The sequence below is a fragment of the Serratia sp. BNK-23 genome, from assembly GCF_047456145.1.
Lineage (GTDB): Bacteria > Pseudomonadota > Gammaproteobacteria > Enterobacterales > Enterobacteriaceae > Serratia > Serratia nematodiphila.
This window is the reverse complement of the sequence record NZ_CP179900.1, coordinates 291,267-311,503: the sequence shown is the minus strand read 5'-3', so window position 1 is coordinate 311,503 and position 20,237 is coordinate 291,267. Positions and strand designations below refer to the sequence as shown.

Sequence of the window (20,237 nt, the reverse complement as noted above, 5' to 3'; positions counted from 1 at the left end):
CTGGTATGCTTGCGGCGCATTGCTAACAAGAGGCTTCACGTTGTTATGTCAGGTTGGCGTAAAATTTATTATAAAATATTGAATTTACCACTTAAATTGTTGGTAAGAAGTAAGGTCATCCCTTCAGATCCGGTTACCGAGCTAGGGTTGGATCCCTCACGGCCGATTTTGTATGTTTTACCTTACAATTCCAAGGCGGATTTGCTGACGCTGCGCACCCAGTGCCTGGCGCAGGATCTGCCCGATCCGCTCAACTCGCTGGAGATCGACGGCACCGTGCTGCCGAGCTACGTGTTCATTCACGACGGCCCGCGCGTATTCCGCTATTACACCCCAAAAGAAGAGTCGGTAAAGCTGTTCCACGACTATCTGGATCTGCATCGCAGCAACCCGGATCTCGACATTCAGATGCTGCCGGTTTCGGTGATGTTCGGCCGTTCGCCGGGCCGCGAAGGCCACGGCACGCCGCACCTGCGTCTGTTGAACGGCGTGCAGAAATTCTTCGCCGTGCTGTGGCTCGGCCGCGACAGCTTCGTGCGTTTCTCCAACACCGTGTCGCTGCGCCGCATGGCTACCGAACACGGCACGGATAAAACCATCGCGCAGAAACTGGCGCGCGTGGCGCGCATGCACTTCTCGCGTCAGCGCCTGGCCGCGGTGGGCCCGAGTCTGCCGGCCCGTCAGGATCTGTTCAACAAGCTGTTGGCGTCCAAAGCGATCGAAAAAGCGGTCGAGGACGAAGCGCGCAGCAAGAAGATCTCGCACGAGAAGGCCCAGCAGAACGCCATCGCGCTGATGGAAGAGATCGCCGCCGACTTCTCCTACGAAACCGTGCGCCTGTCCGACCGCGTGCTGAGCTGGACCTGGAACCGGCTGTATCAGGGCATCAACGTCACCAACGCCGAGCGCGTGCGCCAGCTGGCGCAGGACGGCCACGAGATCGTCTACGTGCCCTGCCACCGCAGCCACATGGACTATCTGCTGCTGTCGTACGTGCTGTATCACCAGGGCCTGGTGCCGCCGCACATCGCTGCGGGCATCAACCTCAACTTCTGGCCGGCGGGCCCGATCTTCCGTCGCCTGGGCGCGTTCTTCATCCGCCGCACCTTTAAAGGCAACAAGCTGTATTCGACGGTGTTCCGTGAATACCTCGGCGAGCTGTTCACCCGCGGTTACTCGGTGGAATATTTCGTGGAAGGCGGCCGTTCCCGCACCGGGCGTTTGCTGGAGCCGAAGACCGGCACCCTGTCGATGACCATCCAGGCGATGCTGCGCGGCGGCACCCGTCCGATCACGCTGGTGCCGATTTACATCGGTTACGAACACGTGATGGAAGTGGGTACCTACGCCAAAGAGCTGCGCGGCGCCACCAAGGAAAAAGAGAGCCTGCCGCAGATGCTGCGCGGCCTGCGCAAGCTGCGCAACCTGGGCCAGGGATACGTCAACTTCGGCGAACCGCTGCCATTGACGGCTTACCTCAACCAGAACGTGCCGCAGTGGCGCGAATCGATCGATCCGATCGAGGCTCAGCGTCCAAGCTGGCTGACGCCGACGGTCAACGATCTGGCCGGCCAGATCATGGTGCGCATCAACAATGCCGCCGCAGCCAACGCCATGAACCTGTGTTCCACCGCGCTGCTGGCCTCGCGTCAGCGTTCGCTGACCCGCGAGCAGCTGGTCGAGCAGCTCGAGTGCTACCTGCAGCTGATGCGCAACGCGCCTTACGCGCGTGACGTCACCGTGCCGACGCAAACGCCGGATGAGCTGCTGGATCACGCGCTGAACATGAACAAGTTCGAGGTGGAGAAGGACAGCATCGGCGACATCATCATCCTGCCGCGCGAGCAGGCGGTGCTGATGACCTATTACCGCAACAACATCCACCATCTGCTGGTGTTGCCGTCGCTGATCGCCAGCATCGTGATGCATCATCGCCGGGTGTCGCGCGCCGAGCTGCTGCGCCAGATCGGCATGATCTACCCGATGCTGAAAGCCGAGCTGTTCCTGCATAACGACAAGGAACAGCTGCCGGAGGTGCTGCGGCCGATGATCGACGAGCTGATCCGTCAACAGCTGATCTGCGACAAAGGCGACGATCTGGTGCTCAACCCGGCGCGCATTCGCCCGCTGCAGCTGCTGGCCGCCGGGGTGCGCGAAACCCTGCAACGCTACGCCATCACCATGTCGATCCTCAGCGCCAACCCGAGCATCAACCGCGGCGCGCTGGAGAAAGAGAGCCGCATCATGGCGCAACGTCTGTCGGTGCTGCACGGCATCAATGCGCCGGAGTTCTTCGACAAGGCGGTGTTCTCCACCCTGGTGGCGACGCTGCGTGAAGAAGGCTACATCAACGACAGCGGCGATGCGATCCGCGAGCACACCCTCGAGGTGTACAGCATGCTGAGCGATCTGATCACGCCGGAAATCAAGCTGACCATCGAAAGCGTCAACATGCCGGAAGAGACCAACGCTCTGCCGCAAACCGATGCGGAAGAAGAGAAAGACGAGTGATTTCGCCCGGCGCGGAAACACAAAAGGCACCCCTTGGGGTGCCTTTTTTCTTGCGGCAGGGAACCGTTACGCCGGCAGATAGCTCAGCGCGATGCCGATAAACACCACCAGCCCGACATAGTTGTTCTGCAGAAAGGCCTTGAAGCAGGCGTCGCGCTCGCGCCCGGCGATCTGCTTCTGCTGGTGAATGAACAGTGCGCCCGCCAGCAGCAGCGACCAGTAAAACGCGCCGCCGAGCTGCGCCAGATAACCGACCCACACCAGCAGCAACAACGTCGCGAACTGCAACAGCCCGACGATCAGCTTGTCATAACGCCCGAACAGGATAGCGGTGGACTTGATGCCGATTTTCAGATCATCGTCGCGATCGACCATCGCATACAGCGTGTCATAGGCCACCGTCCAGCAGATGTTCGCCAGCAGCAGCAGCCAGCAGCTGAGCGGCAGCGATTCGCTGACCGCCGCATAGCCCATCGGAATGCCCCAGCCGAACGCGGCGCCCAGCACGAACTGCGGCAGGTTGGTCACCCGCTTCATAAACGGATACACCCAGGCCAGTGCCAGCGCCGCCAGAGACAGCCAGATGGTCATCGCATTCAGCGTCAACACCAGGCAGAACGAGATCAGCACCAGCACCACGAACAGCACCTTGGCCTCTTTCGCGCTCACCCGGCCGCTCGGCATCGGCCGCCCGGCGGTGCGTTTCACGTAGCCGTCCACCGCGCGATCGGCATAGTCATTCACCACGCAGCCGGCGGCGCGCATCAGGAACACGCCGAGCACGAACACCAGCAAAATCGACAGCGGCGGCACGCCTTTTCCGGCCAGCCACAGTGCCCACAGCGTCGGCCACAACAGCAACAGCGTGCCAATCGGTTTATCAATGCGCATCAAATGGCTGTAAGCCCGCCATTTACTTTGAGTCACGCTTCCCTCCAACGTCTTGCTCTCCTCTCTTATGCGGGGACCGCTGAATACAGCGGCGAAGCCGGTAAAAACAGTTCGGTCAGCAGCAGCGGCTTGCCCGCCAGCCGCAACCGTGAACGACGCGCCCACAGCGCATCCTGTCGGCCGATATGGATATAGTCGCGGGTCAGATCGCCGCTGCTGAACAAATAGCGCCCCAGCGGCAGCGTCCCCAGATCCACCAGCGCCTGGTCGGGGCCGGTCAGCGTATGTTCCGGGATCACCGTGCGCCCCAGCAGCCAGGGCTGGCCGTCGCCCAGCAGCACCACTTCGCGCAGCCAGTAGCGCGGGCTATCGGGCAGGTGGTTCGCCTCGTCGCCCAGCGCCTCGCGCGTGACGAAGCATTCGCGCTGCGGTTCAACGCGCACCTGGGCGCAATGGCGTTCAAATCGTCGGGTCATGGAGCCTAACTCCATCAGCCAGTCGCTGACGGCGGCGGGCGCCGGAGGATCCTGTTCGGATAACCACTCCAGCGGCGGCAGGATGGAATCCCTGATGCCAGACATTGCTTTACTCCTCGCCTGAACCGCAGCCGGTACGGCGCGCCAGACGATACAAACTGTTAACAGGCCCCCATTGTAGCGCAGAAATGCGAAAGCGGCAGGCTGATTCGTGGCGAAAACGGCAGGTCTGTCGGCCGGAAAAACCGGGGTTCTGTCATCTTTTTGCCATCCGCATTCTCTATCTTCATTTCCCGGCGCGCTGACGATTCTGTGATCGCCCGCAAAGTTTCAGCTTCCTCGCGTTGTGTTATCTACGCGCGTAGATACCCTGATACGGCAGCGTTGAATCGCCATGCGTCCGACATGATTTGTCGGCACACCTTTGTTGCCGGCACCAGGGAAACCATCTTTAACCGCGCCCCTCCAGGCGCAGAATAAAAGAGGATAGCACTGCCATGAGCGAAACAACGCTTGCCCCTTCACAGACCGCCGACGCCGCGCTGGCGGCCGATGAACGCCTGGCAACCAAAGAGGGGCGCAGCCAATTTTGGCGCGCCACCTTCTCCTGCTGGCTCGGCACCGCCATGGAATACGTCGACTTCGCGCTGTACGGCCTGGCGGCCGGCATGGTGTTCGGCGACGTGTTCTTCCCCGAAGCCACGCCGCTGGTGGCGTTGCTGGCCAGCTTCGCCACCTACTCCGTCGGCTTCGTCGCGCGGCCGATCGGCGCGCTGGTGTTCGGCTGGATCGGCGATCGCAAAGGCCGCCGCGTGGTGCTGATCACCACCGTGGCGCTGATGGGCCTCTCCACCACATTGATCGGCCTGATCCCGCCCTATGCGCAAATCGGCGTCTGGGCGCCCGCCTGCCTGGTGATCCTGCGCTTCGCGCAGGGGTTCGGCGCCGGTGCGGAGCTGTCCGGCGGGGCGGTGATGCTGGCGGAATACGCGCCGGCCAAGCGGCGCGGGCTGGTGGCGTCTATCATCGCCATCGGCTCCAACAGTGGCACCCTGCTGGCGTCGCTGGTGTGGCTGCTGGTATTGCAGCTCGACAAGGAAGACCTGATGAGCTGGGGCTGGCGCATTCCGTTCCTCGCCAGCATCCTGATAGCCGGGGTGGCGCTGTATCTGCGCCGCCACGTGCGGGAAACGCCGGTGTTCGAACGCGAGCTGCAGCAAAACCACCAGCGCATGCTGGACGCCGCCCAGGCCGCGCCGGATACGCGCAGCTACCTGCAGCGCACCAAGGCGTTCTGGGTGATGCTCGGCCTGCGCATCGGCGAAAACGGCCCCTCCTACCTGTGCCAGGGCTTTATCGTCGGCTACGTCGCCAAGGTGCTGATGGTCGATAAATCGGTGCCGGCGCTGGCGGTGCTGATCGCCTCACTGTGCGGTTTTCTGGTGATCCCGCTGGCCGGCTGGCTCTCCGATCGTTTCGGCCGCCGCATCACCTACCGGTGGTTCTGCCTGCTGCTGGTGCTGTACGCTTTCCCGGCGTTCTGGTTGCTCGACAGCCGTGAGCCGGCGATCGTCATCTCGGTGATCGTGGTCGGCATGTGCATCGCATCGCTGGGGATCTTCGGCGTGCAGGCGGCCTACGGCGTCGAACTGTTCGGCGTGAAGAACCGCTACTCCAAAATGGCGTTCGCCAAGGAGCTCGGGTCGATCCTCTCCGGCGGCACCGCGCCGCTGATCGCCACCGCGCTGCTGTCCGGTTTCGGTCACTGGTGGCCTGTCGCCTGCTATTTTGTTGTAATGGCGGCCATCGGCTTAATCACCACCTTCTTTGCTCCCGAAACCCGCGGCCGCGATCTCAACCTGCCGCAGGATGCCGCGTAGCGGGAAGGCGAACAGGACCTCAATTTGGATAATCACTCCGCGCGCCGCGTTACCCGCGCCGACGTGGCTCGCATAGCGGGCACCTCCGTCGCCGTGGTCAGCTATGTGATCAACAACGGTCCGCGCCCGGTGGCGGAAGCCACCCGGCTGCGCGTGCTGGCGGCGATCGAGCAGACCGGCTACCGGCCGAACGACATCGCGCGAGCGCTGGCCTCCGGCAGCACGCAAACCTACGGGCTGGTGGTGCCGGATATTTCCAACCCGTTCTTCGCCACGCTGGCGCGGGCGCTGCAGCAGGAGGCCTTCAGCCGCGGCCGCGTGCTGCTGCTGGGCGACGCCGGCGACGACCGGCAGCGCGAATATGAGCTGATCAACAACCTGCTGCGCCGCCAGGTCGACGGCCTGCTGTACACCAGCGTCGATCGCCATCCGTGGTTCGATCTGATCCGCGCCTCCGGCACGCCCTGCGTGATGATAGATACCATCGACAGCCAGGCCGGCGTCTGCGCCATTCGCGTCGACGAGCGCGACGCCGCCTGCCAGGCGACCCGCCATCTGCTGCAGCACGGCTATCGCGATATCGGCATTTTTATCGGCCCGCTGACCATGCTCAACGCACAGGATCGCCTGAACGGCTGGCGCGATGCGCTGCTGGAAGCGGGCATCGCGCCGCGCGACGAATGGATTTTCGAGGTGCCCTACACCCGCCAGGGCGGTTACCAGGCCACCCAGCGCCTGGTGCAAGGCCCGCGCCCGCGCGCCGTTTTCACCTCTAACGAGCAGCAGGCGCTCGGCTGCCTGTCGGCGCTGGCGGAACATGGGCTGCGCGCGCCGGGCGATCTGGCGCTGATCTGTTTTAACGGCACGCAGCAATCCGAATTCAGCGTGCCGCCGCTCAGCGCGGTCGAGCAGCCGATCGACGCCATGGCCAAGCGGGCCATCGCCATGCTAGCCGCCGGCGCCGCGCCCGCCGAGCTGCATGAATTCGCTTTTCAACTGCGCATCCGCCACTCGTGCGGCTGCTAGCGGTTTTTCAGGACACCTTACTATGCGTTTAATCATTGATTGCGATCCCGGCAACGGCGTTCCCGGCGCCAACGTCGATGACGGTCTGGCGCTGGCTCTGGCGCTGGCGGCCAAACCGCAGCTGCAACTGGAGCTGATCAGCATCGTGGCCGGCAATACCCCGCGTGAAGTGGGCTTCGCCGTCGCCTCCGATCTGCTGGCGCAGAGCGGCTACCGGGTACCGGTCGCCCTCGGCGCGGCGCGCGCCCTGAGCGAGCCGCCGGAGCCGTGGCGCGCCCATCTGGACCGCCCGATCGCCGATCCGCAGCTGGCGGCGCTGTGGCGCGACTTGCCCGCCCCCTCGCTGGCCAACGCGCCCGCACCGGACGCCGCCATCGCCATCGGCGAACTGATCTGCCGGCATCCCGGCGAGATCACGCTGGCGGCGATCGGCCCGCTGACCAACGTTGCGCACGCCATGCAGCTTTACCCGCAGATGGCGCAGGCGGTGAAAGAGATCGTGATCATGGGCGGCGTGTTCAACGTCGAAGGATACATCAAGGACACCAATTTTGGTTTGGATCCGGAAGCGGCGCGGCTGGTGTTGAACAGCGGTGCCAATATCACGCTGGCGCCGCTGGACGTCACCACCCAGACCATGCTGACCCAGGCGGATCTGGCCGCGCTGACCCAGCCGGATACCCCGCTGTGCCGTTATTTGCGCGCCACCACGCAGCCGTGGATCGACTATTCGCGCCATACGCGGCGCCTGCCGGGCTGCTGGATCCATGATGCGCTGGTGATCGCCTGGCTGCTGGAACCGCAGTTGGTCACGACCGAAATGTTCCATGTGGATGTGGCGCTGGAAGGGGCATTGACGCGCGGCAGCTCACGCCGTTGGCGGCCGGGCGGCCTGCGCCTGACGGTCGGTATGCCGCCGCCGCAGGGCAAGCCGGTGCGCATCATGCAGCAGGTGGACAACACCCGTCTGCTGGCGTTGATCGGCGCAACGCTGGCGCGCGGATGAAAAAAGGTGCGCCAAGGCGCACCAATCATCGAGCCAGCATCGGCAGCGCCGGGTGTTACCCCTTGCCTTTAACGCTGCTGATAAACGTTTTACGCGCAGTGGTAGAGCCCAACTTCTCGGCCTCATTCATCAGCTTCAGCGCCTTGTCGATATCGCCCGCCTTCACCGCCTGCTTGATGCCGTTATTGAAGTAGCTTTCGGTATCGTTGAGCATCGGCTCCGCCGGTTTCTCCGGCGTCGGCATCGGTGCCGCCGCCGCGGCCGGGGTGCTCGACCCCACCACCACCGGCGCCACGGTCGGCGCAGGCTGCAGCATGCCGATCATCACGTTGCCGGTGCCCTGTTCAGCGGTGACCTTAAGCTTCAGCGTGCCGGTCGTCGCGTGGCCGGCGATCGGATCCGGGATATCCGGCACCGCGTTGCCCACCCCCTGCGCATAGGCCTTGGCCGGGTTGGTCAGCTGCGTAGTTTTCACCAAATCCTGGCGAGTGGTGTACACCAGCAGGTAAATCTGTTTTTGACCGAGCGCCGGCGTCAGCTTCAGCGTGCCTTCGAGACGATCGGAGGACATCGCCCCCGGCGGCTGGTAAGGGAAATAGCTGCTCGGGTAATACGCCGCCGGGCGCAGATGCTCGTCCAGCACCAGCACGCTCGGCGCGTACAGCGAATTGTTTTTGGCGAGGCTGCTCAGCGTCACTTCCAGCGAACCGCGATCGGCCGGCAACGTATAGGCGGCGATCGCCCCCTGGATCTCGCCCTGATTGAGCTGCGGGCTGACGGCGTCGAGCTTCACCTCTTGCGACACCGGCGGCTGCAACGGCTGCCACGGCAGGCTTTGCAGCGTGGCGGCGCTGATGGCCGGCGCGACGGAAACGTTGGCCGGCGTATCGGCATTGGCCGCCAAAGGCGCGCCGACGGTCAGCGCCAGCGACAGGCAGAGTGACAGCAGATTCTTTTTCATCGTTATATCCTCTTTCAGCGCCGCGATGGATCAGGCAAGAGATCCGGCCGCGGCGAATGCGATTGGGGGAGAGCCTGCGGCCCTCCCCGTCCTGTCGTTACCACCAAATTTCCATCTGGGCGCCGAAGGTGACTTCGTCATCCTTGCCGCGGCTGAAGGTATGCATGCTGGTGTCGTTGTAAGCGGTGCCGGCGTTATACCCGGTATCATCGCCGGTGGCGTAGCCCCACTTCTCATCCCACTTGGCGTAGGTGGCGAACAGGCGGATGGCCGGACGCGACCAGATGCTGTTGCCCGCCTGCCATTGTTGCGCCAGGGTCACTTTATACTGGCCGTTGCGATCGCCGGTGCGCTGGGATTTGACGTTGTCATAGCCGGCTTCCAGCAAGGTGCTCATGATCGGCGTCCATTTGTACATCGGGCGCACGCCCACGGTGTACCAGGTGGTGCCGTTGTTGTTGTCGCGGTCGATGTCCTGGAACATGGCGACGTACATCAGCGCCCATTGATCGTTGAAGTCGATGGCGCCGTGATCCAGCACGCGGATCATCTTGCCGTTGTTATCGATGGTGGCGCCTTCGTTGCGGCCGTTGTTCTGCGAGGTCATCGAGTCGGTGGCGTACTGCAGCACGAACTTGTTGTAACCGTTCAGGATGCTCTGCGTGTGTTCCGCGGTGAACATCCAGCCGTCTTTGCTGGCGCCGTCCGCCAGGCGGTAGTTGTCCTGCGCATTGGCGCGGCCGTAGTCCACGCCCAGCTCCAGGGTGCCGCCCGGGTTCAGCTCCAGGCCGGCCAGACGCAGGTCGAAGGTATCGTTGACGGTCGGACGCTGTTTCCATTCGTTATCCAGATAGCCGTAAGAGCCGCCGGATTCGGAGTTGCGGGTCACGGCGGCGGACAGCTTGCCGAAGCCCAGATCGATGTTCTCCAGACCAGCGCCCGGGCCGGAGATATCCCAGTAGTAGAAGTCGATCATGTGAACGTCATGACGCTGATAGAAACGCTTACCGGCCCACAGCGTGGAGCCCGGCAGCCAGTCGATCAGGTTTTTACCCTGCACGTTGACTTCGCGGAAGCCCGGCGTCACGTCTTCCCAGTCGGAACGTTGCGAGACCGAATAGGCCAGGTTGGTGTCGAAATAGAAGCTCTTGTCGCCTTCTTTCCACACTTCCTGCCCCAGTTTCAGTTCGGCGTAGGTTTCACATTCGTTGCCGAGACGGTATTTGCTCGCGGCGCCGGTGGCCTTGAAGCACTGTTGCTCACCGCCGCTGCCGGTCCAGCCGATGCCGGAACGGGCGTAACCGTGAAAATCCACGGCCAGCGCCTGAGTAGAGAGAACACCGGCGGCGACAGCCAGTGCCAGAGGAAGTTTGCGCAGAGTAGTCATCATTATTCTCCTGTTATACCGACTTTGATGCTTTAAACGCCCGGCTCCTGGTGCAGCCGTTTACATGCCGTACCGTCTTCACGGAACAGGTGGCAACGATGAGGCGGCAGGCCGATGGCGAATGTGGCACCTTCTTCTACCAGCACCACGTCGTTCTGGCGGTACACCAGGTTTTGACGGATGGCCGGGATTTGGATGTGGATTTGCGTCTCGTTGCCGAGCTGCTCCACCACCTGTACGTCGCCGGTAAGCCGCACTTCAGAGGCTTCGCCGGGCAGCAAATGTTCGGGGCGAATGCCCAGTGACAGGTTGGCGCCGGGCTGAACGCCCGCGCCTTCCACCGGCAGCCAGACCAGTTGACGGTTGGGCAGTTCGACCTGCACCTGTTGCGGCTGCGCAGCGGTCACCTTGACCGGCAGGAAGTTCATCTTCGGCGAGCCGATAAACCCGGCGACGAAGCGGTTGGCCGGGTAGTGGTACAGTTCCAGCGGCTTGCCGACCTGCGCCACGCGACCGGCGTCGAGCACCACGATCTTGTCGGCCAGCGTCATCGCTTCGACCTGATCGTGAGTGACGTAAATCATGGTGCGCTGCAGGCGCTTGTGCAGACGGGAGATCTCGATGCGCATCTGCACCCGCAGCGCGGCATCGAGGTTGGACAGCGGTTCGTCGAGCAGAAACACGTCCGGCTCGGCCACCAGCGTGCGGCCGATCGCCACGCGCTGACGCTGCCCGCCGGACAGCGCCTTCGGCCGCCGATCGAGCAGGTGCGCCAGCTGCAGCACCTCGGAGACCTGGTTCACCCGTTGATTGATTTCCGCTTTCCTGGCGCCGGCCAGCTTCAGGCCGAACGACATGTTGTCCGCCACCGACAGGTGCGGATACAGCGCGTAGGACTGGAACACCATGCCGATGCCGCGCTCGGAAGGCGGCACCTCATTCATCCGTTTCTCGCCGATCAGCAGGTCGCCGGAGGTGATGTCCTCCAGCCCGGCGATCATGCGCAGCAGCGTCGATTTGCCGCAGCCCGACGGCCCGACGAACACCACAAACTCGCCGTCTTCGATGGTCAGATTGACGTCTTTGGAAATCACGGCCTCACCGAAGGCCTTATAAACGCTGCGCAGTGTCACGCTAGCCATGCGTTACTCCCCTGCTTTCGCAGTTAACATGTCGTGTGAAAATGGCGGAGGCAAAGCCCGCCAAAACCCATTGATGACCCTCTTGCTGCGCGCCGTGCTGCCATGCCAACGGCAAGGTCGCCTCAGACGGCGCGGCCGCCTGAGTATAAGGCTGCAGGTTTATCAGCGCTTCAAGGCATTGATCCTGATGGGTAATAAGTAAGCGCACCACGCCGTCCCGCTGGCTGACCGCGTTCAGCTCGCCGCGCTGGATGAGCGGCGAACGGCGCAGAGCCAACAGCGCCTGGCAGTAACGTAAGGTGGAGTGGCTGTCGTGCTGTTGGCGGCTGATGGCCAATGCGCGGTGTTCGATCGCCACCTGCTGATACCAGCTGATCTCCCCGGCGGTGACCTGTTCGGGGGCTTCATGCCACGGCATCGGCGTTTGCGCGCCGCGCGGATCCTGCAGGCCGGCGGCATGCGGCAGCCCCAGCTCTTCGCCCTGATACAGGCAGATCGGCGCCGGCAACATCGCCAACAGCGTCAAAAAGGCGGCGGCGGAACGCAGATCGCCTTGCCCCCAGCGGCTGACCACTCTTGGCTGCTCGGCGTCCCCGGTGCTCCACAGGCTGTCCGCCAACGTGGCGCGGCGGGCGTGCAACACCGCCGCCAGCTTCTCCGCGCTGAACGGCATCACGTCCAGCGCCAGCGCGCCGTGGGCGAACCGCTGCGGCGCGACGGCATTGCGAACGCGGTTGGCTTCATCGCCGTACCACAGCGTCAGCCCTTCGCCCGTCACCGTCGCCTCGGCCTCCGGCGCCAGCGTCTGCGGCAGCAGCAGGCCGTCGATCGACAGCGCTTTCAGGTACGGCAGCGCCGCAAGCATGCCGTGTGCGTCGCCCACGCCGTCCCCGTTTCCGTCACGGAAACTGGCCGGATGGATCCGGTACAGGGTGGGCTGAGTGGCGATAGGCATTGACGACATAAATCCGGTATCCCTGCTGCGCGTAGCGTTAAAAATCGATGTGCCGATAGTGCGGGAGTCACCGGAAAGGGTAATCATCCGTAACAGGATTTTTCATGGGGGAGGAGGCGGGAGGATGAGAGAACGACCGCGGCGATGAGAAGTTCCGCGCTTAAGGCAAATCTGTGATCCGGCTGGCAAAAATCGCCCCCCTATTTTGTGCCTGACGCCACAGAATAGAGCACAACGTTAACTGGATCACACTCCTCATCTTAGGGGCGTAGAGGGGGGGAGGATGAGAATATGTCGCGTTGTGACCCACTATTACCGCGAAACGTCTCTCCTTGATTTATGTGCCCACAAAAAGAAGGACTGGATTATGACTCGCAGCATTACCCTCGCCCGCACGCTGGCGCTCTCGGCACTGGCCACCCTGGTGCTCTCTTCTTCCGCCTTCGCCAAGATTGAGGAAGGCAAACTGGTTATCTGGATCAACGGCGACAAGGGCTATAACGGCCTGGCGGAAGTCGGCAAGAAATTCGAAAAAGACACCGGCATCAAGGTTACCGTCGAGCACCCGGACAAACTGGAAGAAAAATACCCGCAGGTGGCCGCCACCGGCGACGGTCCTGACATCATTTTCTGGGCCCACGACCGCTTCGGCGGCTATGCGCAGTCCGGCCTGTTGGCCGAAATCCACCCGTCCAAAGCCTTCCAGGACAAGCTGTTCCCGTTCACCTGGGACGCCGTGCGCTATGACGGCAAGCTGATCGGCTACCCGATCGCCGTCGAAGCGCTATCGCTGATTTACAACAAGGACTTGGTCAAACAGCCGCCGAAGACCTGGGAAGAGATCCCGGCGCTGGACAAACAGCTGCGCGCCGCCGGCAAGAGCGCCATCATGTGGAACCTGCAGGAACCCTACTTCACCTGGCCTATCATCGCCGCCGACGGCGGTTATGCCTTCAAGTATGAGAACGGCAAATACAACATCAAGGATGTCGGCGTCGCCAACGCCGGTTCGCAGGCCGGCCTGCAGTTCATCGTCGATCTGGTGAAAAACAAACACATCAACGCCGATACCGATTACTCGATCGCCGAGGCCGCGTTCAACAAAGGCCAGGCCGCGATGACCATCAACGGCCCGTGGGCCTGGAACAACATCGAGCAGAGCAAAATCAACTACGGCGTGACGCTGCTGCCGACCTTCAAAGGCAAACCGTCCAAACCGTTCGTCGGCGTGCTGACCGCCGGTATCAACGCCGCCAGCCCGAATAAAGAACTGGCGACCGAGTTCCTCGAGAACTATCTGCTGACCAACGAAGGGCTGGCGGACGTCAACAAAGACAAACCGCTGGGCGCGGTGGCACTGAAGTCTTATCAGGAGGCGCTGGCCAAAGATCCGAAGATCGCCGCCACCATGCAGAACTCGCAAAACGGGGAGATTATGCCGAACATCCCGCAGATGAGCGCCTTCTGGTACGCCGAACGCAGTGCAGTGATCAACGCCGTCAGCGGCCGTCAGACGGTGAAAGCCGCGCTGGACGACGTGCAGACCCGCATCACCAAGTAACGACGTCGTGCGGGGCGCCGTGGCGCCCCGCCATTGCTTCACAGAAAGGAACGCCCTATGCAATTCGCTCACGCCGGGACGCCTGCGCGTAAAAAATCGAAGTGGTGGCAAAGCGACGCGCTGAAATGGCTGGTAGTCGGCCTGTTCAGCCTGGTGACCTGCTACCTGATTGTGTTGATGTATGCACAGGGTGAATACCTGTTCGCCATCCTGACGCTGATCCTGGTCAGCGCCGGACTTTACGTCTTCGCCAACCGCCGCGCCTACGCCTGGCGCTATGTGTATCCCGGCGTCGCCGGCATGGGACTGTTCGTCCTGTTCCCGCTGATCTGCACCATCGCCATCGCCTTTACCAACTACAGCAGCACCAACCAGCTGACCTTTGAGCGCGCGCAATCGGTGCTGATGCAACGCCAGTTCCAGAGCGGCAAAACCTTCACCTTCGGCCTCTACCCGGCGGAAAATCAGCAATGGCGCCTGCAATTAACCTCGCCGGACAGTGAACAGCCGATGATTTCCGAGCCTTTCCGCCTCGACGCCGCTGCGCCGCAAACCCTGACATTGACCACGCAGAGCGCCGCGCCGCAGGGCGAACGCGCCACGCTGCGAGTGATCACCCAGAACCGGCAAGCGCTGAGCCAGCTGGTGGCGCAACTGCCCGACGGCGGTGAATTGCGCATGAGCTCTCTTCGCCAATTCTCCGGCACCCGTCCGCTGTATGCGCTGGACAAAGACGGCAGCACGCTGACCAATAACCAGACCCAGGTGCGCTATCGGCCGAACGGCGACATCGGCTTCTATCAGGCGATCAACGCCGACGGCGGCTGGGCGCAGGAAACCCTGAGCCCCGGCTATACCGTCACCACCGGCTGGAAAAACTTCCTGCGGGTGCTGCAGGACGAAGGCATCAAGAAACCGTTCGTGTCGATCTTCATCTGGACCATCGTGTTCTCGGTAATGACGGTGATCCTCACCGTGGCGGTCGGCATGGTGTTGGCCTGCGTGGTGCAGTGGGAGGCGCTGAAAGGCAAGGCGATCTACCGCGTGCTGCTGATCCTGCCCTATGCGGTGCCGTCGTTCATTTCGATCCTGATCTTCAAAGGGTTGTTCAACCAGAGCTTCGGCGAAATCAACATGATGCTCAGCCATCTGTTCGGCATCAAACCCGCCTGGTTCAGCGATCCGCTCACCGCCAAGAGCATGATCCTGATCGTCAACACCTGGCTCGGCTACCCGTACATGATGATCCTGTGCATGGGGCTGCTGAAAGCGATCCCGGACGATCTGTACGAGGCCTCGGCGATGGATGGCGCCAACCCGTGGCAAAACTTCTTCCGCATCACCTTGCCGCTGCTGATCAAGCCGCTGACGCCGCTGATGATCGCCAGCTTCGCCTTCAACTTTAACAACTTCGTGCTGATCCAGCTGCTGACCAACGGCGGCCCGGACATGATCGGCACCACCACGCCGGCCGGCTATACCGATCTGCTGGTCAGCTACACCTACCGCATCGCCTTCGAAGGCGGCGGCGGGCAAGACTTCGGCCTGGCGGCCGCCATCGCCACGCTGATCTTCCTGCTGGTGGGCGCGCTGGCGATCCTGAATTTGAAAGCCAGCAAGATGAACTTCGATTAGGGAGAATAACGATGGCCATGGTTCAACCCAAATCCCAGCGCTTGCGCCTGTGGATCACCCATATCTTGATGCTGTGCTTTATCGCCCTGATCATGTTTCCGCTGCTGATGGTGGTCGCCATCTCGCTGCGCTCCGGCAACTTCGCCACCGGCAGCCTGATACCGGAAACCCTCTCTTGGGATCACTGGCGGCTGGCGCTCGGCTTCAGCGTCACCCACGCCGACGGCAGCGTGACGCCGCCGCCGTTCCCGGTGCTGCTGTGGCTGTGGAACTCAGTCAAGATCGCGGCGATCACCGCCATCGGCATCGTGACGCTGTCCACCACCTGCGCCTACGCCTTCGCCCGCATGCGTTTTCGCGGCAAGAGCACGCTGTTGAAAAGCATGCTGATCTTCCAGATGTTCCCGGCGGTGCTGTCGCTGGTGGCGCTGTACGCCCTGTTCGACCGCCTGGGCCAGTACATTCCGTTTATCGGCCTGAACACCCACGGCGGCGTGATTTTCGCCTACATGGGCGGCATTGCGCTGCACGTCTGGACTATCAAAGGCTATTTCGAAACCATCGACAATTCGCTGGAAGAAGCGGCGGCGCTGGATGGCGCCACGCCGTGGCAGGCGTTCCGTCTGGTGCTGTTGCCGCTGTCGGTGCCAATTCTGGCGGTGGTGTTCATTCTGTCGTTTATTGCCGCCATCACCGAGGTACCGGTGGCGTCGCTGCTGCTGCGCGATGTGAACAGCTACACGCTGGCGGTGGGGATGCAGCAATATCTTAACCCGCAGAACTACCTGTGGGGCGACTTCGCCGCTGCTGCGGTGCTGTCGGCGATACCGATTACCGCCGTGTTCCTGCTGGCGCAGCGCTGGCTGGTGGGCGGCCTGACGGCCGGCGGCGTGAAGGGGTAATTTGTGCCACTGCAGTGCGTTTGATGTTTTTCCGCGATAGCGGTAATCCTGTGTCTTTGGCGGCCTTTGGCCGCCATTTTTATCTCCGCTATTCCCGTTTCAGCCGGTCGGTGTTGGCCAGATAGAGCGTCACCACCAGCACCAATATCGCCGCCGCGTAGATCAGGGTGTCGATGGGATTTTTGTGATCCACGATAATCAAACGAATAATCGCGGTAATGCCGATATAAATAAAATAACGCAGCGGGAAATGATAACCCGACTCAAAATACTTGACGATCAAGGCGATAAATTCAAAGTACAGAAAATAAATCACGATGCCTTCAATCAACAGGTAAGAGGACGACTCTTCGCTATTAATAAATAACACCTTCGCCAGATGGATGGTCTCCTTGACCAGAAACACCACCAGAATTGCCGCCAGCAGCAACAAGCCCACGTTCAGCACCCGCTGCAGCCCCTTCGCTATCATGATCGAACGCGACGTTTTTGCCATAAAACCTCTCCTGAATACCGCTTATATGATTCAACCGTGCCAATATAGGCATTGTCCTAAAAATTCCGCCCTTCGCGAAAGCACTTTAAACCCCATTTAATTCATCACGTTATAATAAGATGTTTCTGGCTTATAGATTTGTAGCAAATCGAAATGTCAACTATCATGGGTCACAGAGATCTTTACATAAAACCAATAACCTCGAATTAACAAGGGAATTCTTTATGCGCGCTAAACTTAACGGACTGGTCGCTGCAGGCCTGTTTACCTGTGCATTGTCCGGCCACGCCGCCGGCCTGGTAGCCCCTGACAACGATCTGCGTAACGATCTCGCCTGGTTGTCTGACCGCGGCGTCATCAACGTCAGCCTGTCCACTTGGCCGCTGAGTCAGGAAGAGATCAGTTCCGTTATCGCGCAGGCCAAGCCGGTGACCAACACCGAGAAAAACGTCATCGACCGCGTGCAACGCCGCGTCGATGCCCTGAAAGCCAACATCCGCGTCAGCGGTTACGCGTCGACCGATAAACCTGGCACCCCGCAAGGCTTCGGCCAAAACGAGTACGCCGACGATCGCCTGACCATCGGCGCCGGCGCCAACGGCGAGTTCTGGGACGTGCGTCTGCAGGGCTCGGTGGAAGGCGATCAGCGCGTCAGCGACGGTTCCAAATTCAACATGAACGGCTCCTACGGCGCAGTGAAAATCTGGAACCAATGGCTCTCCTTCGGCGAGGTTTCCCAGTGGTGGGGCCCGGGTTACGACGGCAGCCTGATCCGCTCCGACGCCGCGCGCCCGGTCGCGGGCTTTATGCTGCAGCGCGCCGACCAATCGCCGTTTGAAACCCCGTGGCTGTCGTGGATCGGCCGCTGGCAATATCAATTGTCCGCCGGCCAGCTGTCGCAGTACAGTTCTGTACCGCACACCAAACTGATCGGTGGCCGTTTCACCATGATGCCGACCGACTTCCTGGAACTGGGCGCTTCACGCATCATGATGTGGGGTGGCGAGGGCCGACCGCAGTCGTGGAGCTCGTTCTGGGACGGCTTCACCGGTAAAGATAACGATGATTCAGGTAAAGGCAACGATCCGGGCAACCAGCTCGCCGGTTTCGATTTCAAACTGAAAATGCAGCCGCTGATCGGCCTGCCGGTTAGCCTGTATGGTCAATTGGTGGGTGAAGATGAGGCAGGTTATCTGCCATCGCAAAACACCTATCTGCTCGGTTTGGAAGGCCACCCGGAATGGGGCCCGACCACCATTAACTGGTATATCGAAGGGTCAGACACCCGTTCGGATATGAGCCGCAAAAACTATGTGTACACACACTATACCTACAAAGGCGGCTACTACCAGCAGGGTTACCCGCTGGGCCACGCCATGGGCGGCGACGGCCAGATGCTGTCCGGCCGCGTAGAGCTGGTGCTGGACGACAGCCAGCGCTGGAGCACCCGCGTGGTTTACGCCAAGGTGAACCCGCTGAGCCAAAGCATCAACCAGGCGTTCCCGAAATCCGATACGCTGAAGGGCGTCCAGGTCGGTTGGGGTTACACCTTCCCGTCCCAGGTTAAGTTCGATACCAGCCTGTGGTACACCGACAACGATCACAGCACCGCCGACGACGTGGGCGCCGGCGTCAGCTTCGAAGTGCCGATCAATCTGTAATTTGTTACAGACGTAAAAAAACCCGCCGCGGCGGGTTTTTTATTGGCTTCAGCTCAGGCGCTTAGCGCCATTCCTTGAAGCGGTTGATCAGCGCATTGGTCGAGCTGTCATGGCTGCTGATTTTCTCGCTGCCCGCCAGCTCCGGCAGGATGCGGTTAGCCAGCTGTTTGCCCAGCTCCACGCCCCACTGATCGAAGGTGAAGATGTTCAGGATCGCGCCCTGGGTGAAGATCTTGTGCTCGTACAGCGCGATCAGGCTACCCAGGCTGAACGGGGTGATTTCACGCAGCAGGATCGAGTTGGTCGGCCTGTTGCCTTCAAACACCTTGAACGGCGCCACGTGCTTGACCTGCTCAGGGGTTTTGCCCTGCTCCGCGAACTCGGCTTCCACCACTTCCAGCGACTTGCCAAACGCCAGCGCTTCGGTCTGAGCGAAGAAGTTGGACAGCAGTTTGGCGTGATGATCGCCCAGCGGGTTATGGCTGATGGCCGGCGCGATGAAATCGCACGGCACCAGCTTGGTGCCCTGGTGGATCAACTGATAGAAAGCATGCTGGCCGTTGGTGCCCGGCTCACCCCAAATGATGGGGCCAGTCTGGTAATCCACCGGGTTGCCGTTGCGATCGACGTACTTGCCGTTGGATTCCATGTTGCCCTGCTGGAAGTAAGCGGCAAAACGGTGCATGTACTGATCGTACGGCAGAATGGCTTCGGTTTCGGCGCCGAAGAAGTTGTTGTACCAAATACCGATCAGCGCCAGCAGCACCGGCAGGTTTTTCTCCGCCGGCGTTTCGGCGAAGTGCTTGTCCATAGCGTGCGCGCCGCTCAGCAGCTGCTCGAAGTTGTCATAACCGATGGACAGCGCGATCGACAGGCCGATCGCCGACCACAGGGAGTAACGGCCACCGACCCAGTCCCAGAATTCGAACATGTTGTCGGTATCGATGCCGAACTCGGCTACCGCTTTGCCGTTGGTGGACAGCGCGGCGAAGTGCTTGGCCACGTGCTGTTGATCGGCGGCGCTGCTCAGGAACCAGTCACGCGCGCTGTGGGCGTTGGTCATGGTTTCCTGAGTGGTGAAGGTTTTGGAGGCCACCAGGAACAGCGTGGTTTCCGGATTCAGCGGCTGCAGCGTTTCGGCGATGTGGGTGCCGTCGACGTTGGAGACGAAGTGCATGTTCAGGTGGTTTTTATAAGGGCGCAGCGCTTCGGTCACCATGTAAGGGCCGAGATCCGAACCGCCGATGCCGATGTTCACCACGTCGGTGATCGGCTTGCCGGTGTAGCCTTTCCACTCGCCGCCGATGACGCGCGCGCAGAACTGTTTGATCTTGGCCAGCACCGCGTTCACTTCCGGCATCACATCTTTGCCGTCGACCAGGATCGGGCTGTTGCTGCGGTTGCGCAGGGCAATGTGCAGCACCGCGCGATCTTCGGTGCGGTTGATCTTCTCACCGGCGAACATCGATTTGATGGCGCCTTGCAGATCGGTTTCTTTCGCCAACGCCTGCAGCTTCTCCAGAGTTTCCTGCGTGATGCGGTTCTTGGAATAGTCCACCAACATTTGATCGTTGAAGGTCGCGGAGAACCTGGAGAAACGATCGCTGTCCTCGGCGAACAGGTCGGCGATCCGTACGTCTTTCATCTGTGCATAATGTTGCTGCAGGGCTTGCCAAGCAGCGGTTTGACTAGGATTGATATTTTTCATAGCAACACTCTTAGGCTTGAGAATAAAAATGACGCGTTT

General features: G+C 61.3%; 16 protein-coding genes. 8 read left to right on the top strand and 8 right to left on the bottom strand.

Going from position 1 to position 20,237, the window contains the following annotated elements:
* The first annotated feature begins 45 nt into the window (after positions 1 to 45).
* Entirely contained in the window at positions 46 to 2,511 is a 2,466-nt protein-coding gene (plsB, locus tag ACMGF9_RS01445) for a glycerol-3-phosphate 1-O-acyltransferase PlsB (protein ID WP_031300261.1), read from the top strand.
* A 66-nt stretch (positions 2,512 to 2,577) separates the two neighbouring features.
* On the opposite strand, the gene ubiA is transcribed toward plsB, so the two are convergent.
* Both ubiA and ubiC read right to left on the bottom strand, forming a co-directional pair.
* The gene (gene ubiA, locus ACMGF9_RS01440) at positions 2,578 to 3,450 is read right to left on the bottom strand and encodes a 4-hydroxybenzoate octaprenyltransferase (protein WP_004936728.1); all 873 of its coding nucleotides are present in this window, start codon (positions 3,448 to 3,450) and stop codon (positions 2,578 to 2,580) included.
* 17 nt (positions 3,451 to 3,467) lie between these two features.
* A complete protein-coding gene (ubiC, locus tag ACMGF9_RS01435) occupies positions 3,468 to 3,983 on the bottom strand; it encodes a chorismate lyase (RefSeq protein ID WP_015379228.1) in 516 nt (171 codons plus the stop codon).
* 392 nt (positions 3,984 to 4,375) lie between these two features.
* Here ubiC and ACMGF9_RS01430 point away from each other — a divergent pair, with 392 nt between their 5' ends.
* From ACMGF9_RS01430 to ACMGF9_RS01420, 3 genes are read left to right on the top strand one after another with little or no spacing between them, the layout of a single operon-like run.
* Positions 4,376 to 5,758 (top strand): MFS transporter, encoded by a 1,383-nt coding sequence (locus ACMGF9_RS01430; protein ID WP_015379229.1) that lies wholly within the window; start codon positions 4,376 to 4,378, stop codon positions 5,756 to 5,758.
* Between the two features lie 24 nt (positions 5,759 to 5,782).
* A complete protein-coding gene (locus tag ACMGF9_RS01425; RefSeq protein WP_015379230.1) occupies positions 5,783 to 6,784 on the top strand; it encodes a LacI family DNA-binding transcriptional regulator in 1,002 nt (333 codons plus the stop codon).
* A gap of 22 nt (positions 6,785 to 6,806) precedes the next feature.
* Complete coding sequence (locus tag ACMGF9_RS01420; protein ID WP_021505143.1) at positions 6,807 to 7,790, top strand: nucleoside hydrolase; 984 nt, start codon at positions 6,807 to 6,809, stop codon at positions 7,788 to 7,790.
* Between the two features lie 55 nt (positions 7,791 to 7,845).
* Here the strand turns inward: ACMGF9_RS01420 and malM are convergent, their stop codons facing one another.
* From malM to ACMGF9_RS01400, 4 genes are all read right to left on the bottom strand, one after another.
* On the bottom strand, positions 7,846 to 8,751 hold the full coding sequence (malM, locus tag ACMGF9_RS01415) for a maltose operon protein MalM (protein ID WP_021505144.1): 906 nt from the start codon (positions 8,749 to 8,751) through the stop codon (positions 7,846 to 7,848).
* 97 nt (positions 8,752 to 8,848) lie between these two features.
* A complete protein-coding gene (locus ACMGF9_RS01410; RefSeq protein WP_015379233.1) occupies positions 8,849 to 10,138 on the bottom strand; it encodes a maltoporin in 1,290 nt (429 codons plus the stop codon).
* Positions 10,139 to 10,170: 32 nt separating this feature from the next.
* Entirely contained in the window at positions 10,171 to 11,280 is a 1,110-nt protein-coding gene (gene malK / locus ACMGF9_RS01405; protein ID WP_004936708.1) for a maltose/maltodextrin ABC transporter ATP-binding protein MalK, read from the bottom strand.
* Positions 11,273 to 12,244, bottom strand: a complete 972-nt coding sequence (locus ACMGF9_RS01400; RefSeq protein WP_015379234.1) for an alpha-amylase family glycosyl hydrolase — start codon at positions 12,242 to 12,244, stop codon at positions 11,273 to 11,275. The genes malK and ACMGF9_RS01400 overlap by 8 nt, the downstream gene beginning before the upstream one ends.
* Positions 12,245 to 12,602: 358 nt before the next feature.
* On the opposite strand from ACMGF9_RS01400, the gene malE reads away from it, so the two are divergent.
* Genes malE through malG form a run of 3 tightly spaced genes read left to right on the top strand, consistent with a single transcriptional unit; the run spans position 12,603 to position 16,333 of the window.
* Positions 12,603 to 13,796, top strand: coding sequence for a maltose/maltodextrin ABC transporter substrate-binding protein MalE (gene malE, locus ACMGF9_RS01395; protein WP_414160497.1), 1,194 nt, complete (start codon positions 12,603 to 12,605; stop codon positions 13,794 to 13,796).
* Between the two features lie 57 nt (positions 13,797 to 13,853).
* Positions 13,854 to 15,431: a maltose ABC transporter permease MalF gene (malF, locus tag ACMGF9_RS01390; protein WP_049241399.1), complete on the top strand. Its 1,578-nt coding sequence runs from the start codon at positions 13,854 to 13,856 to the stop codon at positions 15,429 to 15,431.
* An 11-nt stretch (positions 15,432 to 15,442) separates the two neighbouring features.
* Positions 15,443 to 16,333, top strand: a complete 891-nt coding sequence (gene malG / locus ACMGF9_RS01385) for a maltose ABC transporter permease MalG (RefSeq protein ID WP_021505147.1) — start codon at positions 15,443 to 15,445, stop codon at positions 16,331 to 16,333.
* 88 nt (positions 16,334 to 16,421) lie between these two features.
* On the opposite strand, the gene psiE is transcribed toward malG, so the two are convergent.
* A complete protein-coding gene (gene psiE, locus ACMGF9_RS01380; RefSeq protein WP_015379238.1) occupies positions 16,422 to 16,829 on the bottom strand; it encodes a phosphate-starvation-inducible protein PsiE in 408 nt (135 codons plus the stop codon).
* A 224-nt stretch (positions 16,830 to 17,053) separates the two neighbouring features.
* On the opposite strand from psiE, the gene ACMGF9_RS01375 reads away from it, so the two are divergent.
* The gene (locus ACMGF9_RS01375; protein WP_075684494.1) at positions 17,054 to 18,490 is read left to right on the top strand and encodes a capsule assembly Wzi family protein; all 1,437 of its coding nucleotides are present in this window, start codon (positions 17,054 to 17,056) and stop codon (positions 18,488 to 18,490) included.
* A 61-nt stretch (positions 18,491 to 18,551) separates the two neighbouring features.
* Here ACMGF9_RS01375 and pgi read toward each other — a convergent pair whose 3' ends face one another.
* Positions 18,552 to 20,198 carry a glucose-6-phosphate isomerase gene (pgi, locus tag ACMGF9_RS01370; protein WP_015379240.1) on the bottom strand — a complete coding sequence of 549 codons (1,647 nt, stop codon included), beginning with the start codon at positions 20,196 to 20,198 and terminating at the stop codon, positions 18,552 to 18,554.
* Between the last annotated feature and the right edge of the window lie 39 nt (positions 20,199 to 20,237).